This window comes from Klebsiella sp. 10-1 (genome assembly GCF_009758445.1).
GTDB classification, from domain to species: domain Bacteria; phylum Pseudomonadota; class Gammaproteobacteria; order Enterobacterales; family Enterobacteriaceae; genus Klebsiella; species Klebsiella scottii.
Genome location: NZ_WQRE01000005.1, coordinates 266,376 through 285,992, shown reverse-complemented (window position 1 = coordinate 285,992; position 19,617 = coordinate 266,376). Strand labels below are relative to the sequence as shown.

Below are 19,617 nucleotides of genomic sequence, written 5' to 3'. Positions count from 1 at the left end.
GGTCTACTCATCATCCAGGTGCAGGCGACGACGGCTGACGATACGCAGCATGCGCCACAGTACCCACGCCAGCAGCACGATGCTGACCGCCGCCAGAATAGCCAGCAGCACCGGATGGTTGGAGAGCGCAAACCAGATGCGCTCAAACCACGGCAGATGCCCGACATAATAGACATCGCCCACCCGCAGGCTGTTGACGCCGGATTCACGAACGACCACCGCCGAACCAAACATCGCCGCTCGTTTCCCGCTGTCGTTCAGCGCGTCATTGAGCAGTTCGTTGCCGCGCGCGCTGTCCGCCAGCAGCGCCACGACGCTACGCTGGTCGTGATACGGCGACTGGAAGCCAATAATGGCCGCCATCGGGCCGGAAGAGGTGATGTCCGCACGCGTATTCGGCGTCCGGGCTTCATCGTCAGGATAAATGCTCGGCAGCTCGTAGTGGCGCATCGGCATTTTCACCCAGCTTTTCGTCGCCTCAACCAGCAGGCTAATCTGCGTATCGTCCTTCAGCGCAGGCGGAATTGAGCCGATCAGCAGCAGGTCGGCGTCTTTGCCCTTAATCTGGCTCCCGTCATCGGTTAGCTGGATATTAATCGCCGCCAGGCCGGTCTGGGCGCTGATGCCGCCGACGGATTCCAGCAGCGTTGCGACCTGCCCTGGGGTCGGCGTTTTCGGCACCACCACCAGGGTTTCGGCGAGGTCGGCCATCCGGCTGTACGGGAAGCCCGAGTTGGCAAAGACCCGCAGGTCCGGCATGGTGATAAAGTGGTAATACTTCGAGAAATCAATCGTCGAATCGTCGCCAATCACCACGTGGTTCTGTACCGGCTGGAAGGTAATACAGTTATCAATTGAGCCACCCGGCATCGGGTTCATGTACTGGAAATCAAAGCGCAGCTGGTTCATGGCCCCCAGGCGCAGCGCCGGGATAGTCACCGCGGTGTTACCGTCCAGCAGCCCCTGCAGCACCGGCAGGCGGAGTAGCAGCTTGTTGACGTCCTGAGAGCTGTTGAGGCTGAACGACTGCAGGAACTGGTCATTCAGGCTGATATCCATGCGCGAGCTATCTTTGACAGGCGGCATGGTGTAGCGATATTTCAGATCCATATCGATGCCGTTGGCGCGCAGCAGATAGAGATCCGGCGGCAGGTTGAGCGCCACGTTAATCGAGTCTGGCACCAGCCCGCTGGACTGCAGCTGCTGTTCGTAGGTTTTCAGTTCAGCAAAGGTCACCGCGCGGTCGGTCCGCACCCAGTTTGGCGCATCGTAAGGTTTACGCGCCTGCAGCTGCTTAACGTCGTCCACCACCACGCTGCTGCCGCGGAACAGGATATTGCCCTGCGCAATGCCCTTCGCCGCCAGCAGCAGATCTTTATCGTCACGGCCCAGCACCACCAGCAGCTTGACGTACGGGGTGTCCGGATGGTCAATCATTTCGATAGTCGGCGCGTTAACCGGCGGGCGCTCGCGCAGGAAATCCGGGCGTCTGTCGTTGGTGGCAAAAACGATGGCATTGCGATCCGGCAGATCGTTGAAATAGACCGGGAACTGCTGGCCGCGCCAGCCGGCCTTGCTGCCAAACCAGGAGGCGACAATCGCCGCCGCCTGCTGCTGCCGGGCGTCCGGCGCTGAGGCGAAAACCATCGGTAAAGTCAGCGGGCGGTTATCCCGGGAGTCGTAGAATGGCACCGGGAAATGGGACAGATCGTTGCGGACCTTCAGCGACTGATAGGTCAGGTCCAGGTTGCTGTCGCGCCCGACGTCCAGCCACAGCGTGCTGCTGGCCGGGTTCTCACAAACGTCGCGATAATGGCCGACAAACTCCAGACGAACGCGGTTAAAGTCGGTGATATACAGCGGATCGATGGGGATCTGCGCGTGGACCTTTTTACCCAACTGCTCTTTAGTGACCGGCAGGACGCCCATCAGCTCATCGTTGAGGTAGACCTTCAGCTGCGACTGTACCGGCAGCAGCGACGGCGACGGCGTATAGTCGAGATTGAGCAGCGCTTTTGCCACCACCTCGTCGCTACGCATACCAAACTCTACCGAGCCATCGGGACGCGCGCCGCGCAGTACCATGCTGCCCGGCGCCGGAGCGATTTTGGCAAAGCTCAGCTTGACGTCGCGGGTCGGGATATTTTCCGCCACCACCACCGGCGCGGCCGGGTCAACGACGGTCGCCGTTGGCTGACCTTCCGCGAGGGTGGGCTCCGGGGTAGGGAGAGTCACGGCGGCGGTCGGCGCCGCCGTAGGTTCCGGATAAGACGCGAAGGGGTACCAGCCAGCCATTCCCACCGCCACTGCACAAATCAAGGAGAGTTTTCTTTTCATCGCATTATCATCATTGTTGAGCCATTTCTGGTTCCGAAGTTAGTATCGCCGCGGCGCGTTCGGGACGACGGGGAATAAACGAGACTATCCAGGCAACCAGCAGGGTGAGCGAGCGGAAAATAACCTTCACCGACGGCGGCGAGAACTCCGCCAGGTGACGATATCCACGGAACCCCAGTTTCAGGATATCCAGCAGGCTTTCCATCGGTTTATCTTCCGGGAAGCTATCCTGCCAAAGCGCCCACGTATCAGCGCGGGCAAACGTACACTGCACAAAATCGATATGCTGCTTATTGGTCAGCGGCAGCAGCTGCAGGCCGACTTCACTATCGTTCACCCGCGCCACCCGCGTCGGGAAGACGTACTCCTGCTGGCCGCGTTTGAGCAGCAGATTGACCTGCTGTCCCTCCAGGACCTGCGCTTTACCGTGAATTTTGATCCCGATCCCGCCGTCAGAATAGTCGTGGACGGTGCAGGAGAAGAGGTGGCCATCTTCGCGGGCAATCGCCGCCGGCATGTTCATTTCCACGCGGTGCGAGCGGCGGACCTGCTTACTTTCTACCGATACCGCCACCGCGCCGCCGAGAATAATCAGGTTATAAAACACCCAGACGATGCTGACCCAAACGGTCAGTATTTCGTTTTCCGGACCGTAGAAGTGGCGCCAGATGCCGACCCCGACGCCAACCAGGTTAAGCAGCACGAGGTAGATGTAGGGACGAGAGATAACCCAGTCGACGTACTCGTCCTCCACCAGACCGCCCTTCGCCGTGACGTTGAACTTGCCCTTATGCGGGTTAATCAGCGCGACGAAGGTCGGCGGCGCAATATACCAGGCCAGCACCGTCTCGTAGATTTCGCTCCAGAAAGAGTGGCGATATTTACCCTGAATCTTCGAGTTAGTCAGGCTGGCGTGAATCATATGCGGCAACACAAACAGCGCGATCATCAGCGCGGGAGCATAGATGATATAGGCGTGCAGCAGTAAAAAGGCCAGCGGCGCGGTCAGGAAGATCAGCCGCGGAATGCCGGACAGGAAGTGCATCATCGCATTGACGTAGCAGAGCCGCTGCGCCAGCTTGAGCCCTTTACCGAACAGCGGGTTGTCGAGACGGAAAATCTGCACCATCCCGCGCGCCCAGCGGATACGCTGGCCGATATGCGCCGACAGGCTTTCGGTCGCCAGCCCGGCGGCCTGCGGAATACGCATATAGGCGGAAGTATGGCCCCGGCGGTGCAGGCGCAGGGAGGTATGCGCATCTTCGGTCACCGTTTCGACGGCAATACCGCCGATTTCATCGAGCGGCCCGCGGCGAATCACCGCGCAGGAGCCGCAGAAGAAGGTGGCGTCCCACATATCGTTGCCGTCCTGCACGAGGCCATAAAACAGGGTGCCCTCGTTCGGGGTTTTACGAAAACGCCCGAGGTTGCGTTCAAACGGGTCCGGCGAGAAAAAGTGGTGCGGCGTCTGCATCATCGCCAGCTCTTTCTCTTTCAGGAACCAGCCCATCGTCATCTGCAGGAAAGAGCGCGTCGGGACGTGGTCGCAGTCGAAAATGGAGACGAACTCGCCGTTGGCATATTTCAGCGCATTGTTGATGTTCCCGGCCTTCGCGTGCTCGTGCGTCTCGCGGGCGATGTAGTGCACCCCGACGTCCCTGGCGAACTGGCGAAACTCTTCGCGCCCGCCGTCATCGAGGATCCAGATATTCAGCTTATCTTTCGGCCAGTCGATGCCCTGCGAAGCGTAAATGGTATTTTTCACCACGTTCAGGTCTTCGTTATAGGTGGGCACGAAAATATCGACCGTCGGCCACTCGGCCATATCTTTGGGCAGCGGCACCGGCTGACGGTTGAGCGGCCATATCACCTGGAAATACCCCAGCACCAGCACCAGCCAGGCGTAGGTTTCGGCGAACAGCAGCACCAGCCCGCACACCAGGCTAACGGGATCGTCCCAGTTCAGCGTCGAGGTATAGCGCCACCAGATATAGCGGCAGGAGACGGTGAGCGAGAGCACGATGAGCATCAGCGCCGAGAAGCGCCCCGGAATGCGCCGCACCATCAGCGCCACGCCCCACAGCAGCAGCAGGAAGATAAACTGCGAAATCGGGTTAAACGGCTGGGTGATGCAGAGTAGCGCGAGGATCAGCGAGAAAAAAACCACCACGCTGAGGATCGCCTTGCGCAGCGTAGGATTGAGGTGCGCCAGCTCTTTGTATTTATCCAGATGACCGGTGCGGGTGTTCACCCGTTCGGGGAAGGTGTCCAACCACTGCGCATAGCGGCCGTGCACGCCTTCGAGGGCCGCCAGGGAGCGCCAGTTGACCTTTTTCTCCGGCTCAGGCACCCGGGTCGTCAGCAGCCACACGGATTGCAGCAGGTAGCGGAGCGGATCGAGCGGCCGCGGCCGGTGGGGATTAATATGCGGGAAATAGTCGCCGTGCCTGGCGAGGATCGCCTGCCAGCGCGGAGTTTCCAGCGGCATCAGCGCCCACGCCAGCGCCGCCCACAGGCAGCCCAGCGTCGCCGCGAGCCACGACGCGCCGTGCTGGCGATAGTCGCCGTAGCGTTCGCTCAGGCGTTCGGCGACCGGGGGAGCCAGCAGCAGCGTGCTCAGGCGCATCATTACGCCCCCTTGCCGGAGTAGTGCAGCAGGCACCAGTTGGCAAGCGTCAGGATCTCTTCCGCCGCCAGAGAGTCCTGCCGATACTCACCCAGCGGCTGCTTCGCCGCCAGGCACTCCGCCATCGCCTCATCACGATGAATGGCGATCGGCAGAATGCGCCGCTGGCTCTCCAGCCAGAGCTGATATAAATCTTCCTGCAGCTGGCTGCCAACCCGCAGATCGTTGATCAGAATATCGCGGTTCGCCGCCAGCGCCTGCTGATGCAGGCGAATATGGCTGTTGCCGTCCGGGTGCACCACCACCAGCGTACGGTTGCAGACGTCGAGCAGCGAGCGGGTCAGCGGGGAAAAATCCGCGGGTAAATCGAGCAGCAGCCAGCGACGATCGCCCTGCTGGCTGAGCTGCTGCACGATATCGGCCAGCGGCTCCAGCGTCGGGTAGAGCCTGTCGAGATGCTCTCTTTCGCCCGGCGTCAGCTGACCGAAGGGTAAAATATCAATATGGGAGGTATAGCGCATGCCGGCGTCGCGCCAGTCGCCGCCGTCAATTAAGGACCGCGCCCACCCTTCGCGATGGCCGGCATCGACGTTGAAAAAAAAGCGCAGCATATTATCCGGGCTGGCATCAACCACCAGAACCGTTTCACCCAGCTGCTGTAGCGCCCAGGCGAGCGACGCGGCAATCGACGTTGTGCCCACGCCGCCACGGATGCCCTGTAATCCAAGAATAGCCATCGACGGCGTCCTTACTTGTTACTTTTTCTCTGCTAATTCTGCCAGTAATGGCCAGCGTTTCAGCGCCGCAGCTAGCTGCTCGCGTCGGGAAATGTCGTGGTAATCAATTTCAGGCAGAGAAAATGCCCGGCTTAATGCCAGGAAATCATTTTGAAAGGTATAACCCAGCGTTGCATCTGAGGGCACTACAGGCTCTTTTCCTGACATTTCTCTGTCCATTCAAACAACACATAAATAATAACTGAAGTGTACAAGGCCATTCTTAAATGGCCCTATATGCTAAGACTGATGCTCTTTAATTTCAATGTTAGGTTTACTCTGCCGCTTTCGCTAGTAAACTAATTCAGTGTAAATCAGGGCTCGCGAGGGACGTCGTGGATATCGTATATACTTTGGGTATTTCGTCATTATGGGACGAGGTTAGCCATATGCCCGTTGGCGGGGTATGGTGGCTCAACGTTGACCGCTATGTTGATGCGGTCAGTCTGCTCAACCATACGCTGGCCGCGCAGGCTAAAGATGGCAAGGTTTCAGCGATCGTAATGGGTGAGAACCCGAGTAAAATCATTTCATTAGATAATAACAGCGGCCCGGAAAAAATTGTGTTATTTACCCTACCGAACCTGACGGAAGGGTTAGAAGAAATGCACCGTGATATACTCTGCTCGCTTGAACCTGGCAATTATCTATTTATTCTGCTATGCGCTGAAAATGCCTGGCAAAATATAAAAAGTGCACAATTATGCAATTGGGTGGAAAAGTCATCGCGGTGGACCAAATACCACAACTGCTCTTTATTAGTACTTAATTCTGGTAACAATAATGATAAGCAGCTTTCACCGTTATTATACCAGTATCGTTCTCTTTCCGGTCTCGCCAGTATCCGCTATGAGGGCGATAGTTTCCTGTTTGATATAGCCTGGTGGGGCAGTGAAAAAGGAATGAGCGCGCAGCAACAGCTGGTTGTTTTACAAGACGAAGCCGGATGGCGACTGGCGCAGGACGAAGAAACGATCGTTCAGCCGCGCAGCGACGAAAAGGCCGTATTAAGCAATTTACGCGTCCTCGAAGGCGCCCCGGCGCTGTCGGAATACTGGACGCTGTTTGATACCAACGACGCCGTGTTTAACGCCGCCAGAACGGCACAGGCGGCAACGGTGCTGTTCAGCGTAACCCAAAATGTACAGATAGAGCAGCTGGGGCGCTATATTCATACCCTGCGCCGCCAGCGCGGGAGTGCATTAAAAATCATTGTCCGCGAACAGACTCCCAGCCTGCGCGCCACCGATGAACGACTGCTGCTCAGCAGCGGCGCGAATATGGTCATCCCCTGCGGCGCGCCGCTTTCTCGCTGCCTGACGCTAATTGAAAGCGTTCAGAAACAGAAGTTTAGCCGCCATATTCCGGAAGATTTCGCCACCCTTATCGCCTGGAGCCAGCCGCTAAAACTGCGCGGCTATCAGCGATGGGATGACTTTTGTTCCGCGGTGTATAACATCATGGCCAACACCATGCTGCCTGCGGACAGCAAAGGCGTCATGGTCGCGCTACGTCCGGCGCCGGGCCTGCGCGTTGAGCAGGCGCTAACGCTCTGCAAGCCCAACCGCATGGGCGATATCATGACCATCGGCAACAACCGGCTGGTGCTGTTTCTGTCATTTTGCCGCGTGAACGATCTGGATACCGCGTTAAACCATATTTTCCCGCTTCCTACCGGCGACATTTTCTCTAACCGCATGATTTGGTTCGAAGATAAGCAAATTACGGCTGAAATTTTGCTGATGCGCGGCATCGCTGCGGATAAGTGGAACACGCCGCTGCCCATTACGGTAGGCAAAAACGAGACTATCAATGCCGCCCACGACGGACGCAGCTGGCGCCGGATACCTGAGCCGCACCGGCTGTCTGGCGACGGGGAGCAAAAGTCATGATGTCTCTCAGCGATATTATTCAGCTGGTGGTGCTCTGCGCGCTGCTGTTTTTCCCGTTGGGCTACCTTACGCGCCACTACCAGCGCCGTATCCGCACCACCTTACGATTGATGTTCTTTAAACCCCGTTATGTTAAACCGGCTGGCGTACTGCGCCGGGAAGCGACGGCTAAGCAAGGCAAAGTGAATAAATGACCAATCCAAAAACTACCGCAACGCCGCTTCCGCTCTGGCAATACTGGCGCGGCCTTGCCGGGTGGAATTTCTACTTTCTGGTGAAGTTTGCTCTGCTATGGGCGGGATATCTTAATTTTCACCCGCTGCTTAACCTGGTGTTTCTCGCCTTTTTACTGGTACCGCTGCCGAAATATAAGCTGCACCGCCTGCGCCACTGGATCGCTATTCCCGTCGGCATTGCGCTGTTCTGGCACGATACCTGGCTGCCCGGCCCGGAGAGTATTTTCAGCCAGGGCTCCCAGCTTGCCGGCTTTAGCGCGGATTATATCCTGGACCTGGTGACCCGCTTTATTAACTGGAATATGGTCGGCGCCTTCTTTGTGCTGCTGGTACTGTGGCTGTTTATCAGCCAGTGGCTGCGCGTCACGGTGTTGGTCTCGGCGATGATGGTGTGGCTCGCCGTCAGCCCGCTGCTCCCGTCCTTCACCCTGTGGCCTGCCGGCCAGCCGACGACGGCGGCGGCAACCACTGCGGTCATCGCCGCCACCAACGCCGGAGGAACGGCGGCGGGCACCGCTGCCGCTAGCGGCGATATTCCGGCCCAGACCGAAGCGCCCACTTCCGCCAACCTCACCAACTGGCTGAATGCGTTCTATGCCTCGGAGCAGAAGCGCAAAACGCCGTTCCCGCAGCAGCTGCCGGCGGATGCCCAGCCGTTTGATCTGCTGGTGATTAATATCTGCTCCCTGTCATGGTCCGATATTGAAGCCGCCGGGCTGATGGATCATCCGCTGTGGAAGCACTTTGATATCGTGTTCAAAAACTTTAACTCGGCGACCTCCTACAGCGGCCCGGCGGCGGTTCGCCTGCTCCGTGCCAGCTGCGGCCAGCTGTCGCATGCCAATCTGTATCAGCCGTCAGGCAGCGAATGCTACCTGTTTGAAAACCTGGAGAAGCTCGGCTTCAAACAGCAGCTGATGCTCGGCCACAACGGCCTGTTTGGCGACTTCCTGAAAGAGGTGCGCAGCCTGGGCGGCATGCAGAGCCCGCTGATGGACCAAAAAGGTCTGCCGGTCAGCCTGCAGGCCTTCGACGGCTCGCCGGTTTATGACGATCTGGCGACCCTCAACCGCTGGCTGGAAACGGAAAATAAACAGGGCGATGCGCGCACCGCGACCTTCTACAACATCCTGCCGCTCCACGATGGCAACCACTTCCCTGGTCAGAGCAAAACGGCTGATTACAAGGTGCGGGCGCAGAAACTCTTTGACGAACTGGACAGCTTCTTTACCGGGCTGGAGAAGTCAGGCCGCAAGGTTATGGTGGTCGTCGTACCGGAGCACGGCGGGGCGCTGAAGGGCGATAAAATGCAGGTCTCCGGCCTGCGCGATATCCCAAGCCCGTCGATCACTAACGTTCCGGCAGCGGTGAAGTTCTTCGGCATGAAGGCGCCGCGCCAGGGCGCGCCGCTGGTTATCGACCAGCCGAGCAGCTATCTGGCGGTCTCTGAACTGGTGGTTCGCGCCATTGATGGCAAGATGTTTACCCAGGATAGCGTGAACTGGCCGCAGTACACCGCCAACCTGCCGCAGAGCGCCGCGGTATCGGAGAACGCCAACGCCATCGTCATTCAGTATCAGGGCAAACCTTATGTACAGCTGAATGGCGGAAGCTGGGTACCGTATCCGCAGTAAAAACGAAAAAGGCCGCAGGGTTTTACCCCCGCGGCTCGTTCAGATGCCGGTCGTTGCTTACCGGCGGTCGTTATTCGCCAGCCAGACCAGCATCTTCAGGCTGGCAGAATAATAATCATCCTGCGCGCTAAGCTGCGGATCGTCCTGTGCTTCACCGGTGGTCAGGTCGCGAACGGCCAGCAGGCCGCCGGTCATAAACCACGGGGCCACGTCGTTGGTATTGACGTTGACCCACGCCGGAGTCTGCAGCCGCGGATAGCTCTGAAACCAGCTTTTCCACGGCGTCAGCAGGGCGCTATGCGGATCGGCCCAGTAGAGATAAAGCGGGATGCGAATCGCGTCGTAGCTCATCCGCGGCGGCCACTCCTTTGCCGGCTCCATCCTGCCGTCCGCCCTCAGCGCGACCCAATCGCTGGGCAGCTGCGCCTTACCCCACGCCATTTTACCCAGCAGCGCCTGCCCATCGCTCTGCAGCTTACGCCACGCGGTCAGGTGCGTACGCGCGGCAAAGGCCTGCCATGCGGGGAAAATAAAGTAGGAGGGATTCAGGTTGATATGATCGTTGCGGTTGAAGCCCCTGGCGCCGGGCAGCATCACCTGATGACCGGCAAAGGAGATCACCGTCGACTTCAGCAGCGACGCGGTGATGGCATCTGAAGCGATGCCGTAGGATTTCTCCCCCCACTGCTGCTGCGCGCGCAGCAGCGCCCACGCGATCAGGGTATCGCCGTCGGTCGCATCGTTTTTATCCGCAATAGGGTCCGGCGCGACGGGGTTGTAGCGCCAGTAAAAAAGCCCGTTGTCTTTATTACGTAGCGTTTTATCCGTCCACTGCCACAGCTTATCAAAGGCAGGGCGATCGTTTTTGGCGACCGCCAGCAGCATGGCAAACCCCTGCCCTTCGGTATGAGAAACGTTGCCGTTGCCGGTATCAACGATTCGCCCATCGGCCATCATAAAACGGGATTTATAGCTTTCCCAGGCGGTATCTGCCCACGCGCGGGGAAGCACCATCATCGTCGTCGTAACCATGACTGCGACTAAAGCACGCAAGGACATAAGTGCACTCGTTATGGATGAAAGTAGAGAAACTGAACGTCAGACACAGAAAACAGCCGCTCACGCTGTAAAACAACGTGCGCACCGCCGCCCTGTCCCCTCAGCCAGCGGGAATAAAGCCCTTCGAGTATGGCACAGAATGCATTACACCAGCGCACGCGACGCGCTTCATCGCGGCTGATCGGCAGCGCCCGATGGCGGAGCCGCAGCCCATCGTCGCCGACATCGACGGTGACCACTCCCCACTGAAAGCGGCTCAGCAGCTGGTTGATATTGGCCTCCAGCTGACCGACCGTCTCTGAATCCGGCAGAGGATAGCTGTCCGCCAGCGCCTCGCCCATCTGGCGCAGAAAGGGCTGGCTCTCCAGCTCGCCCGCGTTGTTGACCATGCCATCCACCATAATGATCAGCAGATCGAACCATCCGGCGGGCGTCTGCTGCTGCTGAAACCAGGTCAGCACCTCCGCGTTATTATTTTCCGTCATGATCAGTTATCTCCTAACATATAGCGGATATAAAGACCGGCGGTGCTTTCGTTATAATCGCCGAAGGTGTCATAGCCTACCTGGCCGCCAAGTGTCATCTGTTTGTTTACCTTGTAATCCGCGCCGGCACGCAGGGTGTAGCCGATGCCGCTCTTCGAGGTTGCCGAATAGTAAGCTTCTTTGGCAAACCCGTTCGCTACGGCGGTTTCCAGGGTCTGCTGCCATCCGGAGTTGGTCGGGAAGTAGGCGCTCTTATCCTGGCTATAGGATTGATAGCCCACCGAGCCGCCCAGCTTCATCGTCCAGTTATCGTATTTCTCCGTCAGGTTGACCGGCAGCGAGACGCTCACGTAGTTTTGCGGGCTGAAATATCCCCCCTGACCATAGGTGAAGTAGCTCAGGTTTTTCGAGTAGTCCATGTAGCTCATGCTCAGGCCGGTCTGCAGCTGACGGTATTCGTCGCGGTAAGGCCGCAGATAGACCCCGGCGTTGGCGTTAACGCTGGTGTTGCTGGCAACGTTGTCGCCAATATAGCTGTAGCCCCCGCCGCCGACGTAGAAACCGGCGTCGCCGTCATCGTAGCTCAGCTGCAGGGTTCCGCCGTTTTTCGTCACCTGGCCCCAGCTTTTACCCGAGTAAGAGTCTTTAAGGCCGACGTAGGAGAGCAGGCTGTCGGTCAGCGAGCGGCGTTCGCCGGTGAAAATCAGCGACAGATAGTTAGTCAGCTTCGGCGACCACTTCACGCCCCCGACGACGGTATTCAGATCCTGGCCCAGCGGGGTGCTGCCGATGTCCACGCGGTAATTATCCCCGCTCAGCGCCAGCGCCAGCTCAACGCCGTTGGCCTTCTGCGCGTCCGTCGAGCCGCTGGCCTGGTCGACGTTCGGCTTCAGGTTGGATGAGGCCAGATAGCTGGCAACCTGTCCGGAATCATAGGTTCCCAGCTTCGCCAGGTTCTCCATGCCGCTGCTGGTCGTAGCGTTAAAGTCTGAGGCGTTCAGCGTCCCCAGCGAGCTCAGCGCCTCTGCCCCAGGATTGCTGGCAAAGTACGTCGTCTGCTCGGTAGCCGTCATCGCCGCAATCGCCGCCTGCTCGCTGGTCGCGGTACTGATCATATTAGAGACCGCGTTAGAGAGCGGGTTCGCGCCGTAGCGCCGCCACGCATCGCCGGTGGCGGTGCCGGCATTCAGCGTGATCGGCGTCACCGTGAAATCAAAGCGCGAATCGCCAAACGGCGACGAGGACCAGGTCAGCGGCGTTTTCATTTCCGTCAGCTTGCTGGTACCGGATTCGCCATCACGTCCGCGCACCTCCATCCCGCCCTGCAGCCAGCTGCCGGTCTTTTCCTGCAGCGACTCCATCATGGTATCCACCTGACGCAGCATGCGGGTCTGCGCGGTTTCTACCGGCAGATCGGGACGCTGGATCCCCGGCAGCGAGGTCCCGGCGCCTGCCGACACCTGCGAGACCTGCCACGGCATATACTGCCCGTAGGTCGAGGCCGTCCGCGTCGCCGTCGGGGTACGGGAGACGCCCACGAAGGGGTTATCCGCCGCCAGCACGCCGCCAACGGTCGGCGTTTGCGCGCTGTTGCTGCTCTGTAAGCCCAGCAGCTTGCCGCGCGCGCTGCGCAGATAGGTCATCGCCTGCTGATGATGTCCCTGCGCCTCTTCCACCCGCGCCAGCAGCAGCAGGCGGTCCGCCGAATTGTCCTGACGCAGCCCGCCGGCGAGCTGCTCCGCGCGGTCGCTGTCGCCGGACGAAAGCGCAACATCAATCGCCCCGCTGCGCGCCGCCTGATCCGGCGTATCGCGGGTCATCAGATAGTCGTAAACCACCCCGGCTTCTTTGTTCATTTTGCCGCTCTGGTAGAGACGCGCCATCGCGAACATCAGGTCGGTATTTTGCGGGTCGCTTTGCATCGCGCCCATCAGCTTGTCATACGCCGCGGCGTAGTTTCCCTGCTCGCGCAGATGATCCGCTTCGTTGATCACATAGCCGTTGCGAATGCTCGCCAGCTGCGTCGGCGTACTGCTGGCCTGCAGCTGCGGGTTGGTCAGCAGGTTCTGCGCTTCACGGGTCAGGCCCGCCTGGTTAAGCACCGTCACCTGATCGGCATAATCGCCGGCATTGCCCGAGATCCCGCCGCTGATATTGTTGCGTACCAGCGAGACGGCGGTCGTGACATCGCCGCTCTGCGCCAGCAGTCGCGCCAGCTTGCCGACGTCCGCCGGCGATTTCGGCGGCGTGGCGGCCATCGCCCGCAGGGTGTTGGAGGCGGCAACCGTATTGCCCTGCGCCAGATAGTTTTGTGCCGTCACCAGCTGCAGGTTGTAGTTCACCCGCTGATGGAGATCGCGCATCTGGCTGGTCTGGCTGGCGGCGGGAATACGCCCCAGCAGCGTTTGCGCCTGCTGCCAGCCGCCGTTTTCGCTGGCATAAAGCGCCGCGGCGTACAGCGAGCTGCTGCTGGCGCCGGGACGCCAGGCCGCCGCCATCGTCGAGGCGGCTTCGCTCTCGTTGCCCGATTTTTGCAGCAGCCGGGCTAAATCAAGCCGCATCCAGGCATCATCCGGGTAGCGGGATACGCCCTGGCGCAGCAGCGCGATGGCGCCGCTAACGTTACCGCTGCTGGCCTGCTCCTGCGCCTGCCGGCGCAGCGAGTCGCCCGGCATGCCGGTCACGACCCGCGGCTGCAGTTTTTGCTGTAGGTTTTCCGGCAGCGTGCGCAGCATCGCCTGCGCCTCCGCCGTTTTATTCTGCTCGCGCAGCACGTAATAGAGGCTCTCCCGCGCCGGGCCGTTTTGCGGCTGCTCGTTGAGCAGCGAACGCAGCGTCTGCTCGGCCTGCGGCAGGTCTTTGTTATGTCGCAGAACGTCGGCACGGAACAGTTTTGCCGAGGTGCCCCGCGCCCCGCTCTGCTGGGCCAGCGGGGCGGAAAGCGCCAGCGCCTGGCTGATATTGCCCTGCTTATAGGCCTGCTGCGCCTGGGCCAGCTGGCCGTAGAACAGCGCATCGGCAGCCTGCTGGCGCCGGGCGGCGGAATCATCGCCGCCAAGATCCGCCGCCCGGGTCAAATACTGTGATGCCGCCTGAAAATCACCGTTACGCTGGGCGATATAGCCCATGCCGGCCAGCGCATCCGCGTCCTGCGGGTTGGTTTGCAGCACCTGTTCAAACTGCTGCTTCGCGGCGGCGGTGTTGCCGCTGTTGAGGTTGGCGTACCCCTCCCCGCGCGCCTGGCCGCTTAGCCGCTGGCGATAATAGTTCTGCACCTCGGTGTCCTGCGGGTGGCGCTGCATCCAGGTGTCGTAAAACTGCTGGTCTCCGGACTGCGGCCCCAGCCACAGCAGCGCCTGGCGCAGTCCGCTATCGGCATCTTTACTGCCGCTGGCCATCGGCTCCAGCATCGCGATCCCTTCCCGACGGGTATCTTCACGCCAGGTCAGCGCTTTCCCCAGCGCCACCCGCGGCGCGTTCTCCTGCGGATGCTGCGCCACGTACTGCCGCAGTTCGCTGAGCGCCTGCGGATAGAGCGATTTATCGCTGGCCATCGTCATGTAGTATTCGGCCGCCAGCCCCGCCGGCGGGGTATTGCCGTTAAACATGCTGCGCCAGGTGGCGAGCGCGGCGGGCACGTTGCCGCTACGCGCCTGCTGCCTCGCGAGGCTCAGCTGCCCCTGCGGCACCTGGGTCATTTTCCTGGCATTATCGAGCTCCTGCAGGCTGGCGCTGTTCGGCGAGGTTTTCGCCAGCCGTGCCCGCCACTGCGCCGCCGCCTGAAGATCGCCGCCCTGCTGTGCCCAGAGCGCCATCAGGTACAGCGCCTGGGTGTTGTTGGCATCAACCAGCAGCACCTTTTGCAGCGACTCCATCGCCAGCTCGTCGTGGGATTTTTCATGCCAGTAGTTGGCCTGGGCAAAAAGCGCCTGCAGCGCGGCATCGTTGCTCGCGGCCAGGGCATCGCCGAATGCGCCCAGCGTCAGCGCGCCAGACAGGCAGAAGGTTGATAATCTGTGGGTTGCCCTGCTATTCATTTTGATCGCTCTTTTCATTGGCCATCCCCCGAACTCAAACGCTTGCGAGCATGCCGTTTAAACATGGCGGTTAACGCCAGACCGACTATCGATGTCGCGATCAGCCCAAGGATCGCCAGCAGGCCGGAGTGCTGGTTGGCGTACCAGATAGCCATCATGTACCAGGGCATCTGGCCGCTTGGGAACGGCGTGCTAACCTGGAAGCTGCGTACGCCGTTATCGCTGGTGATCACCGCCGTATCGCCCCGGATGCCGGCGTTGATCCGCGGCGAGTCGAGGTCGCTTTTCAGCCTCGCGAGCTGATCGTCATTGCTGGCCATCGCCACCACCACCGTACGCTGTGAATTCCACGGCGAACGGTAGCTGATAAAGCCGCGCCAGGCGCTGCTGGAGGAGAAGTAGCGGTCGGCATCGACGCTCGCGGAGGTCCAGTCGCCGGTCAGCCAGCGCTGCACCTTCGCCCAGCTTCCTGATTCACGAACGCTGAGCTGGTTATCCACCGGACTGTAGGGAGAATTCGCCAGCAGGCTCTGGTTAAACGTTTTCTGGTCAAGGGCGCTGACCGCCAGCACGTCGCGATCCCGCAGATACTGCAGGCCCGCGCCGCCTTCAGGGATCCCCAGCACCACCCGGTTGTTGGCCAGCGCCGTGCCGGTTGCATTACCCGAACGCGCGGCCAGGTTCAACAGGGTAGCTACCTGCGTTTCCGAAGGCTGCTCCGGCAACAGCAGCACGGTTTGCGAGTAGTCCGCCAGCCGCGAGAACGGGAACGAAGCGCCGACGAAATAGGAGAGGTTCGGCAGCAGCGAGAAGTGCCGCGTGTTGCTCAAATCGATCCATGAGTCATCGGTAATGCGGCTCTTGATGTTGTTATTCAACAGCACCGAGCAGGGGGCGCTATCCTTCGGAACAACGTTGAAGTAGAGCGAAAGCTGGTTATCCCCGTAGATCAGGTAAGGCGCCAGCGGGATGGTAAAGCGCTCCTGGCGAGCATCGCCGCCCAGGTGACGCCAAAGCTTCTCCAGCGGCCCCTGTTTGTTCATCGGCAGATTGTGCAGGAAGGTGTTGTTCAGCGTAACGCTAAGCAGCGACTTATCTTCGTTGATCCAGCTTTCTGACGGGAAGCGGTAGCTAATTTGCAGGGGAATGGTTTCGCCATCCCACAGATAGAGATCCGGCGCCGCGCGGAAAGCAACGCGCAGCGGTTCGTGCCACACGCCGCTCACCGTCGGGCTTTGATCTTTACGCAGCAGCTCGCTGATTTTTACCGGCCGATCGGTGGGGATCCAGCGCGGAGCGTCGTACGGTTTACCCAGCGGAATGGCCTGCGGGTCCACCGTCATGCTTGCGGTCTGCGGCGCAATATCGCCGCGGGTCAGCCGCCAGGCCGCCGCGCGCAGCGCCGCATCGTTCTGGCCGACGATCATCAGCAGCTTATAGGTCGGGTTGCCAGGATTATCAACAACCTGCAGCAGCGGCTTGTCGGTTTGCGGCAGGGTCAAGCCGCCCACCTGGTCGCCCGGGTGGCCGATGATAATGCCGTGTCGCTCCGGCAAACGGTCGCGCAGGGCATTAAAAGCAATCCCGCGATAATCCGCCTGGATGCCCAGCCATGACGACACCAGCGCCGCCGTGCTGAAGATATCCGCACCCGATTTCTGCGGGTAGGCGATGGCGATATCCGCCGGGGTCATCTGCATGCTGTCGAAGAACGGCCGCGGGAAGTAGCTCAGGTCGTTGCTGATATTCAGCGGCTGGCTTTCCCAGCTAAAGCGCGAGGCGGGCAACACGGTGATGCCGGAGGTGTCGCGCGTATTGAGCTGACACTGCATGGCGTCGCCGTCGTTCACCTTAAAGCTTAAATTATTGCTCGAAACCATCAGCGCCGCCGGGATATCGAGCTGGAAGTGCGAAATATCGGCGCCGTCCGTACCCAGCGGTACCGTGCCCAGCGGCTGGCCGTTGAGCATCAGCTGCAGGGTGGCGTTGCGGGCCGCCATCTCCGGCGAAACCCGGACGTCCAGCATCAGCTCGGCGTGGGTGACCACCTGATCGGAAGGCAGCGTAAAGCTCGCGCCGCCCTGCAGCTGGCCGCCGCTCAGCATAATGCCGTCCGGCATCCCCATTTGCGCCAGATTCAGGCTGCCGCCGACGATCGGCGTTAGCGGCACGACGTCAGGAGCAGGGTTGCTCACCGGCGGCATCGCGGGCAGAGAAGCCGGCGCCTCTGTCGATTCGGGTTCCGCCGCCGTCGGAGCAGGCGCGGCGCCTTCATCCGGCTCGCTATCGGTAGCCGCGTCCGGCAGCGGGAAGTTCAGCTGCGCCGAGCGGTCGGCCGGCGTCTCTTCGCCATGCAGCGCGGGGGCGGAGAGGATCCCCGCCAGCAGCGCAAAAGTCGTTAATCGCTTCATAGGTGGCCATCCTCCTGCGCGGTCTGCGCAGCAGGACGTTGCCGACGCCGGTCGCGTCGCGTTTTCCACGTCAGCCAGAACAGCTCAAATACGCAGCGCAGAATGGTGGCGAAAGAGCGGAACGGCTTATCCTGCGGACGCGCCGGATTAATCCACGCGTCGGCGCGGGCCAGCACCACGCGCACCAGCTCGCGGCGCAGGGAGAGCGGGATATTTTCATCAAACTTGAGGCGAATAAAGCGCGCATCCGCGGTGACCTGCTCGGCGGGGATACAGATCGCCCCGGACTGCAGAATCAGCTCAATCTCTTCAATTTTATCCTGCAGGTGGCGATCGTCAGGCACGGCGATACGGCAGCCGCCCATCGACAGGTCGGCGGTATGGCTGCGGGAGACAATGCCGCTCGCATAGTGGATGAGCACCGGGATATCCACGTCAATACGAATCGTTTTACGCACCTGGCGGGTTTCCCGCGCCACCGCAATCGCCGCCAGGAGGAAGATCAGGCTGTAAATCCCCCACCCGACGTTCAGCGCGATAACGTTGGGATCGGAGCCGAAATAGTCATGGCCGATGGCGCGCACGAGACCAACCACGACGCCGACGCCCAGCAGGCAGGCCACCACCAGATGCGGTCTGACAACGGTAAAGTCGAAGTAGCCTACGTCCAGCAGGCCGCCTTTATCGGTCACGTTGAATTTGCCGCGTTTGGGGAAAATCATCGTCACCAGCGTCGGCAGTACCAGGTGGAATGCCAGGACGATGTCGTAAATTTCGCCCCAGAAGCTGTAGCGATAGCGGCCGTTCATCCTTGAGCCAACGTAGATGGCCAGGAACAGGTGCGGCAGAGCATACGAGACGATCAGGCTCGCCGAGGAGTAGATAATATTCAGGTTAAACAGCAGGTAGGCCAGCGGCGCGGTAACAAAAACCACGCGCGGCAGCGCAAACTGGTAGTAAAGCATGGCGCTGAGATAGCACAGACGCTGCTGGATGGTCAGCCCGCGGCCAAATAGCGGGTTATCGAGGCGGAAGATTTGCGTCATACCGCGCGCCCAGCGGGTTCGCTGAATGACGTGCACCACTAAACGTTCGGTGGCTAAGCCTGCCGCCAGCGGGATATCGAGGAACGCCGATTTCCAGCCCAGGCGCTGAAACTTGAGCGCGGTGTGCGCATCTTCGGTGACGGTTTCGACCGCAAAACCGCCAATCTGCTCCAGCGCTTTACGGCGAATAACGGCGCAGGAGCCGCAGAAGAAGGTCGCGTTCCAGTTGTCGTTACCCTGCTGGATTGGGCCATAAAACAGCATCCCTTCATTGGGGATATTGCGCCCGACGGAGAGGTTGCGTTCAAACGGGTCCGGCGAGTAGAAGTAGTGCGGCGTCTGCACCAGCGCCAGCATCGGGTCCTTGAGGAAGCCGCCCACCGTGGCCTGCAGGAAGACGCGGGTTGCGACGTGGTCGCAGTCAAACACGCAAATAAGCTCCCCCTGGGTCAGGGTCATCGCGTGGTTCAGGTTGCCCGCTTTGGCATGCTTGTTGTCGTTACGGGTGATATATCCCACCCCAACATCGGCGGCAAAGACCGCAAACTCGCTGCGCTTACCGTCGTCCAGCAGATAAATTTTCATCTTATCCGCTGGATAATCAATACACTGGGCGGCCAGCACCGTATCGCGGACCACTTCGAGCGGTTCGTTATAACTGGGGATATAAATATCGACCGTCGGCCAGGTGCTCATATCATCCGGTAGCGGGACAATTTCGCGCTTCAGCGGCCAGACCGTTTGCAGATAGTTCAGCAGCAGCATCACCCAGATATAGACTTCCGCCAAAAATAGCCCCATCCCCAGAATCGTTTCTATTCCGGAGTTAAAATGCAGGGTTTGCGTCAGGCGGAAATACATGTAACGGGTCGACATAAGCAGCGAAGTTACGACCATAATGACGGAAACGCTGCGATTCTTGCTAAACCCCATTAAGAACAGAATGCCGATACTCAGCAGACCAAAAATATACTGCTTTTGGCTGTCCATTGGCGTGATAACGACCAGCACGGCAACCGGAGACAGCAGCAGTACCAGCAACCAGAAAAGTGACTTTTTCATTCAGCAGCCCTGCAAT

12 protein-coding genes are annotated in these 19,617 nt (G+C 60.0%); 3 read left to right on the top strand and 9 right to left on the bottom strand.

Going from position 1 to position 19,617, the window contains the following annotated elements; genetic code table 11:
- Positions 1 to 3: 3 nt before the first annotated feature.
- From bcsB (GO007_RS19450) to bcsR, 4 genes are read right to left on the bottom strand one after another with little or no spacing between them, the layout of a single operon-like run.
- On the bottom strand, positions 4 to 2,337 hold the full coding sequence (gene bcsB, locus GO007_RS19450; protein WP_095102816.1) for a cellulose biosynthesis cyclic di-GMP-binding regulatory protein BcsB: 2,334 nt from the start codon (positions 2,335 to 2,337) through the stop codon (positions 4 to 6).
- A gap of 10 nt (positions 2,338 to 2,347) precedes the next feature.
- Complete coding sequence (gene bcsA, locus GO007_RS19445; protein WP_095102814.1) at positions 2,348 to 4,966, bottom strand: UDP-forming cellulose synthase catalytic subunit; 2,619 nt, start codon at positions 4,964 to 4,966, stop codon at positions 2,348 to 2,350.
- The gene (bcsQ, locus tag GO007_RS19440; RefSeq protein ID WP_095102812.1) at positions 4,966 to 5,700 is read right to left on the bottom strand and encodes a cellulose biosynthesis protein BcsQ; all 735 of its coding nucleotides are present in this window, start codon (positions 5,698 to 5,700) and stop codon (positions 4,966 to 4,968) included. The genes bcsA (GO007_RS19445) and bcsQ overlap by 1 nt, the downstream gene beginning before the upstream one ends.
- A gap of 18 nt (positions 5,701 to 5,718) precedes the next feature.
- Positions 5,719 to 5,907: a cellulose biosynthesis protein BcsR gene (gene bcsR, locus GO007_RS19435; protein ID WP_095102810.1), complete on the bottom strand. Its 189-nt coding sequence runs from the start codon at positions 5,905 to 5,907 to the stop codon at positions 5,719 to 5,721.
- Positions 5,908 to 6,074: 167 nt separating this feature from the next.
- Between bcsR and bcsE the strand changes: the two genes are divergently transcribed.
- From bcsE to bcsG, 3 genes are read left to right on the top strand one after another with little or no spacing between them, the layout of a single operon-like run.
- Positions 6,075 to 7,631, top strand: coding sequence for a cellulose biosynthesis protein BcsE (gene bcsE / locus GO007_RS19430; protein ID WP_095102808.1), 1,557 nt, complete (start codon positions 6,075 to 6,077; stop codon positions 7,629 to 7,631).
- Positions 7,628 to 7,825: a cellulose biosynthesis protein BcsF gene (gene bcsF / locus GO007_RS19425; protein ID WP_088912221.1), complete on the top strand. Its 198-nt coding sequence runs from the start codon at positions 7,628 to 7,630 to the stop codon at positions 7,823 to 7,825. The genes bcsE and bcsF overlap by 4 nt, the downstream gene beginning before the upstream one ends.
- Positions 7,822 to 9,501, top strand: a complete 1,680-nt coding sequence (bcsG, locus tag GO007_RS19420) for a cellulose biosynthesis protein BcsG (RefSeq protein ID WP_095102806.1) — start codon at positions 7,822 to 7,824, stop codon at positions 9,499 to 9,501. Before bcsF ends, bcsG begins: the two co-directional genes overlap by 4 nt.
- A 57-nt stretch (positions 9,502 to 9,558) precedes the next feature.
- Here the strand turns inward: bcsG and GO007_RS19415 are convergent, their stop codons facing one another.
- From GO007_RS19415 to bcsA (GO007_RS19395), 5 genes are read right to left on the bottom strand one after another with little or no spacing between them, the layout of a single operon-like run.
- Positions 9,559 to 10,560: a glycosyl hydrolase family 8 gene (locus tag GO007_RS19415; RefSeq protein WP_095102804.1), complete on the bottom strand. Its 1,002-nt coding sequence runs from the start codon at positions 10,558 to 10,560 to the stop codon at positions 9,559 to 9,561.
- Positions 10,561 to 10,571: 11 nt separating this feature from the next.
- The gene (gene bcsD, locus GO007_RS19410; protein ID WP_181964696.1) at positions 10,572 to 11,048 is read right to left on the bottom strand and encodes a cellulose biosynthesis protein BcsD; all 477 of its coding nucleotides are present in this window, start codon (positions 11,046 to 11,048) and stop codon (positions 10,572 to 10,574) included.
- Positions 11,048 to 15,100 carry a cellulose biosynthesis protein BcsC gene (locus tag GO007_RS19405; RefSeq protein ID WP_095102802.1) on the bottom strand — a complete coding sequence of 1,351 codons (4,053 nt, stop codon included), beginning with the start codon at positions 15,098 to 15,100 and terminating at the stop codon, positions 11,048 to 11,050. The genes bcsD and GO007_RS19405 overlap by 1 nt, the downstream gene beginning before the upstream one ends.
- Positions 15,097 to 17,493: a cellulose biosynthesis cyclic di-GMP-binding regulatory protein BcsB gene (gene bcsB / locus GO007_RS19400; protein ID WP_095102800.1), complete on the bottom strand. Its 2,397-nt coding sequence runs from the start codon at positions 17,491 to 17,493 to the stop codon at positions 15,097 to 15,099. The genes GO007_RS19405 and bcsB (GO007_RS19400) overlap by 4 nt, the downstream gene beginning before the upstream one ends.
- Positions 17,490 to 19,601, bottom strand: coding sequence for a UDP-forming cellulose synthase catalytic subunit (gene bcsA, locus GO007_RS19395; RefSeq protein ID WP_088912215.1), 2,112 nt, complete (start codon positions 19,599 to 19,601; stop codon positions 17,490 to 17,492). Before bcsA (GO007_RS19395) ends, bcsB (GO007_RS19400) begins: the two co-directional genes overlap by 4 nt.
- Between the last annotated feature and the right edge of the window lie 16 nt (positions 19,602 to 19,617).

Coding starts and splice junctions, on each gene's coding strand:
- bcsF (WP_088912221.1), top strand. CDS start 7,628: ATGATGTCTCTCAGCGATATTATTCAGCTGGTGGTGCTCTGCGCGCTG.
- bcsB (WP_095102816.1), bottom strand. CDS start 2,337: ATGAAAAGAAAACTCTCCTTGATTTGTGCAGTGGCGGTGGGAATGGCT.
- bcsG (WP_095102806.1), top strand. CDS start 7,822: ATGACCAATCCAAAAACTACCGCAACGCCGCTTCCGCTCTGGCAATAC.
- GO007_RS19415 (WP_095102804.1), bottom strand. CDS start 10,560: ATGTCCTTGCGTGCTTTAGTCGCAGTCATGGTTACGACGACGATGATG.
- bcsR (WP_095102810.1), bottom strand. CDS start 5,907: ATGTCAGGAAAAGAGCCTGTAGTGCCCTCAGATGCAACGCTGGGTTAT.
- bcsA (WP_088912215.1), bottom strand. CDS start 19,601: ATGAAAAAGTCACTTTTCTGGTTGCTGGTACTGCTGCTGTCTCCGGTT.
- bcsB (WP_095102800.1), bottom strand. CDS start 17,493: ATGAAGCGATTAACGACTTTTGCGCTGCTGGCGGGGATCCTCTCCGCC.
- bcsA (WP_095102814.1), bottom strand. CDS start 4,966: ATGATGCGCCTGAGCACGCTGCTGCTGGCTCCCCCGGTCGCCGAACGC.
- bcsQ (WP_095102812.1), bottom strand. CDS start 5,700: ATGGCTATTCTTGGATTACAGGGCATCCGTGGCGGCGTGGGCACAACG.
- GO007_RS19405 (WP_095102802.1), bottom strand. CDS start 15,100: ATGAAAAGAGCGATCAAAATGAATAGCAGGGCAACCCACAGATTATCA.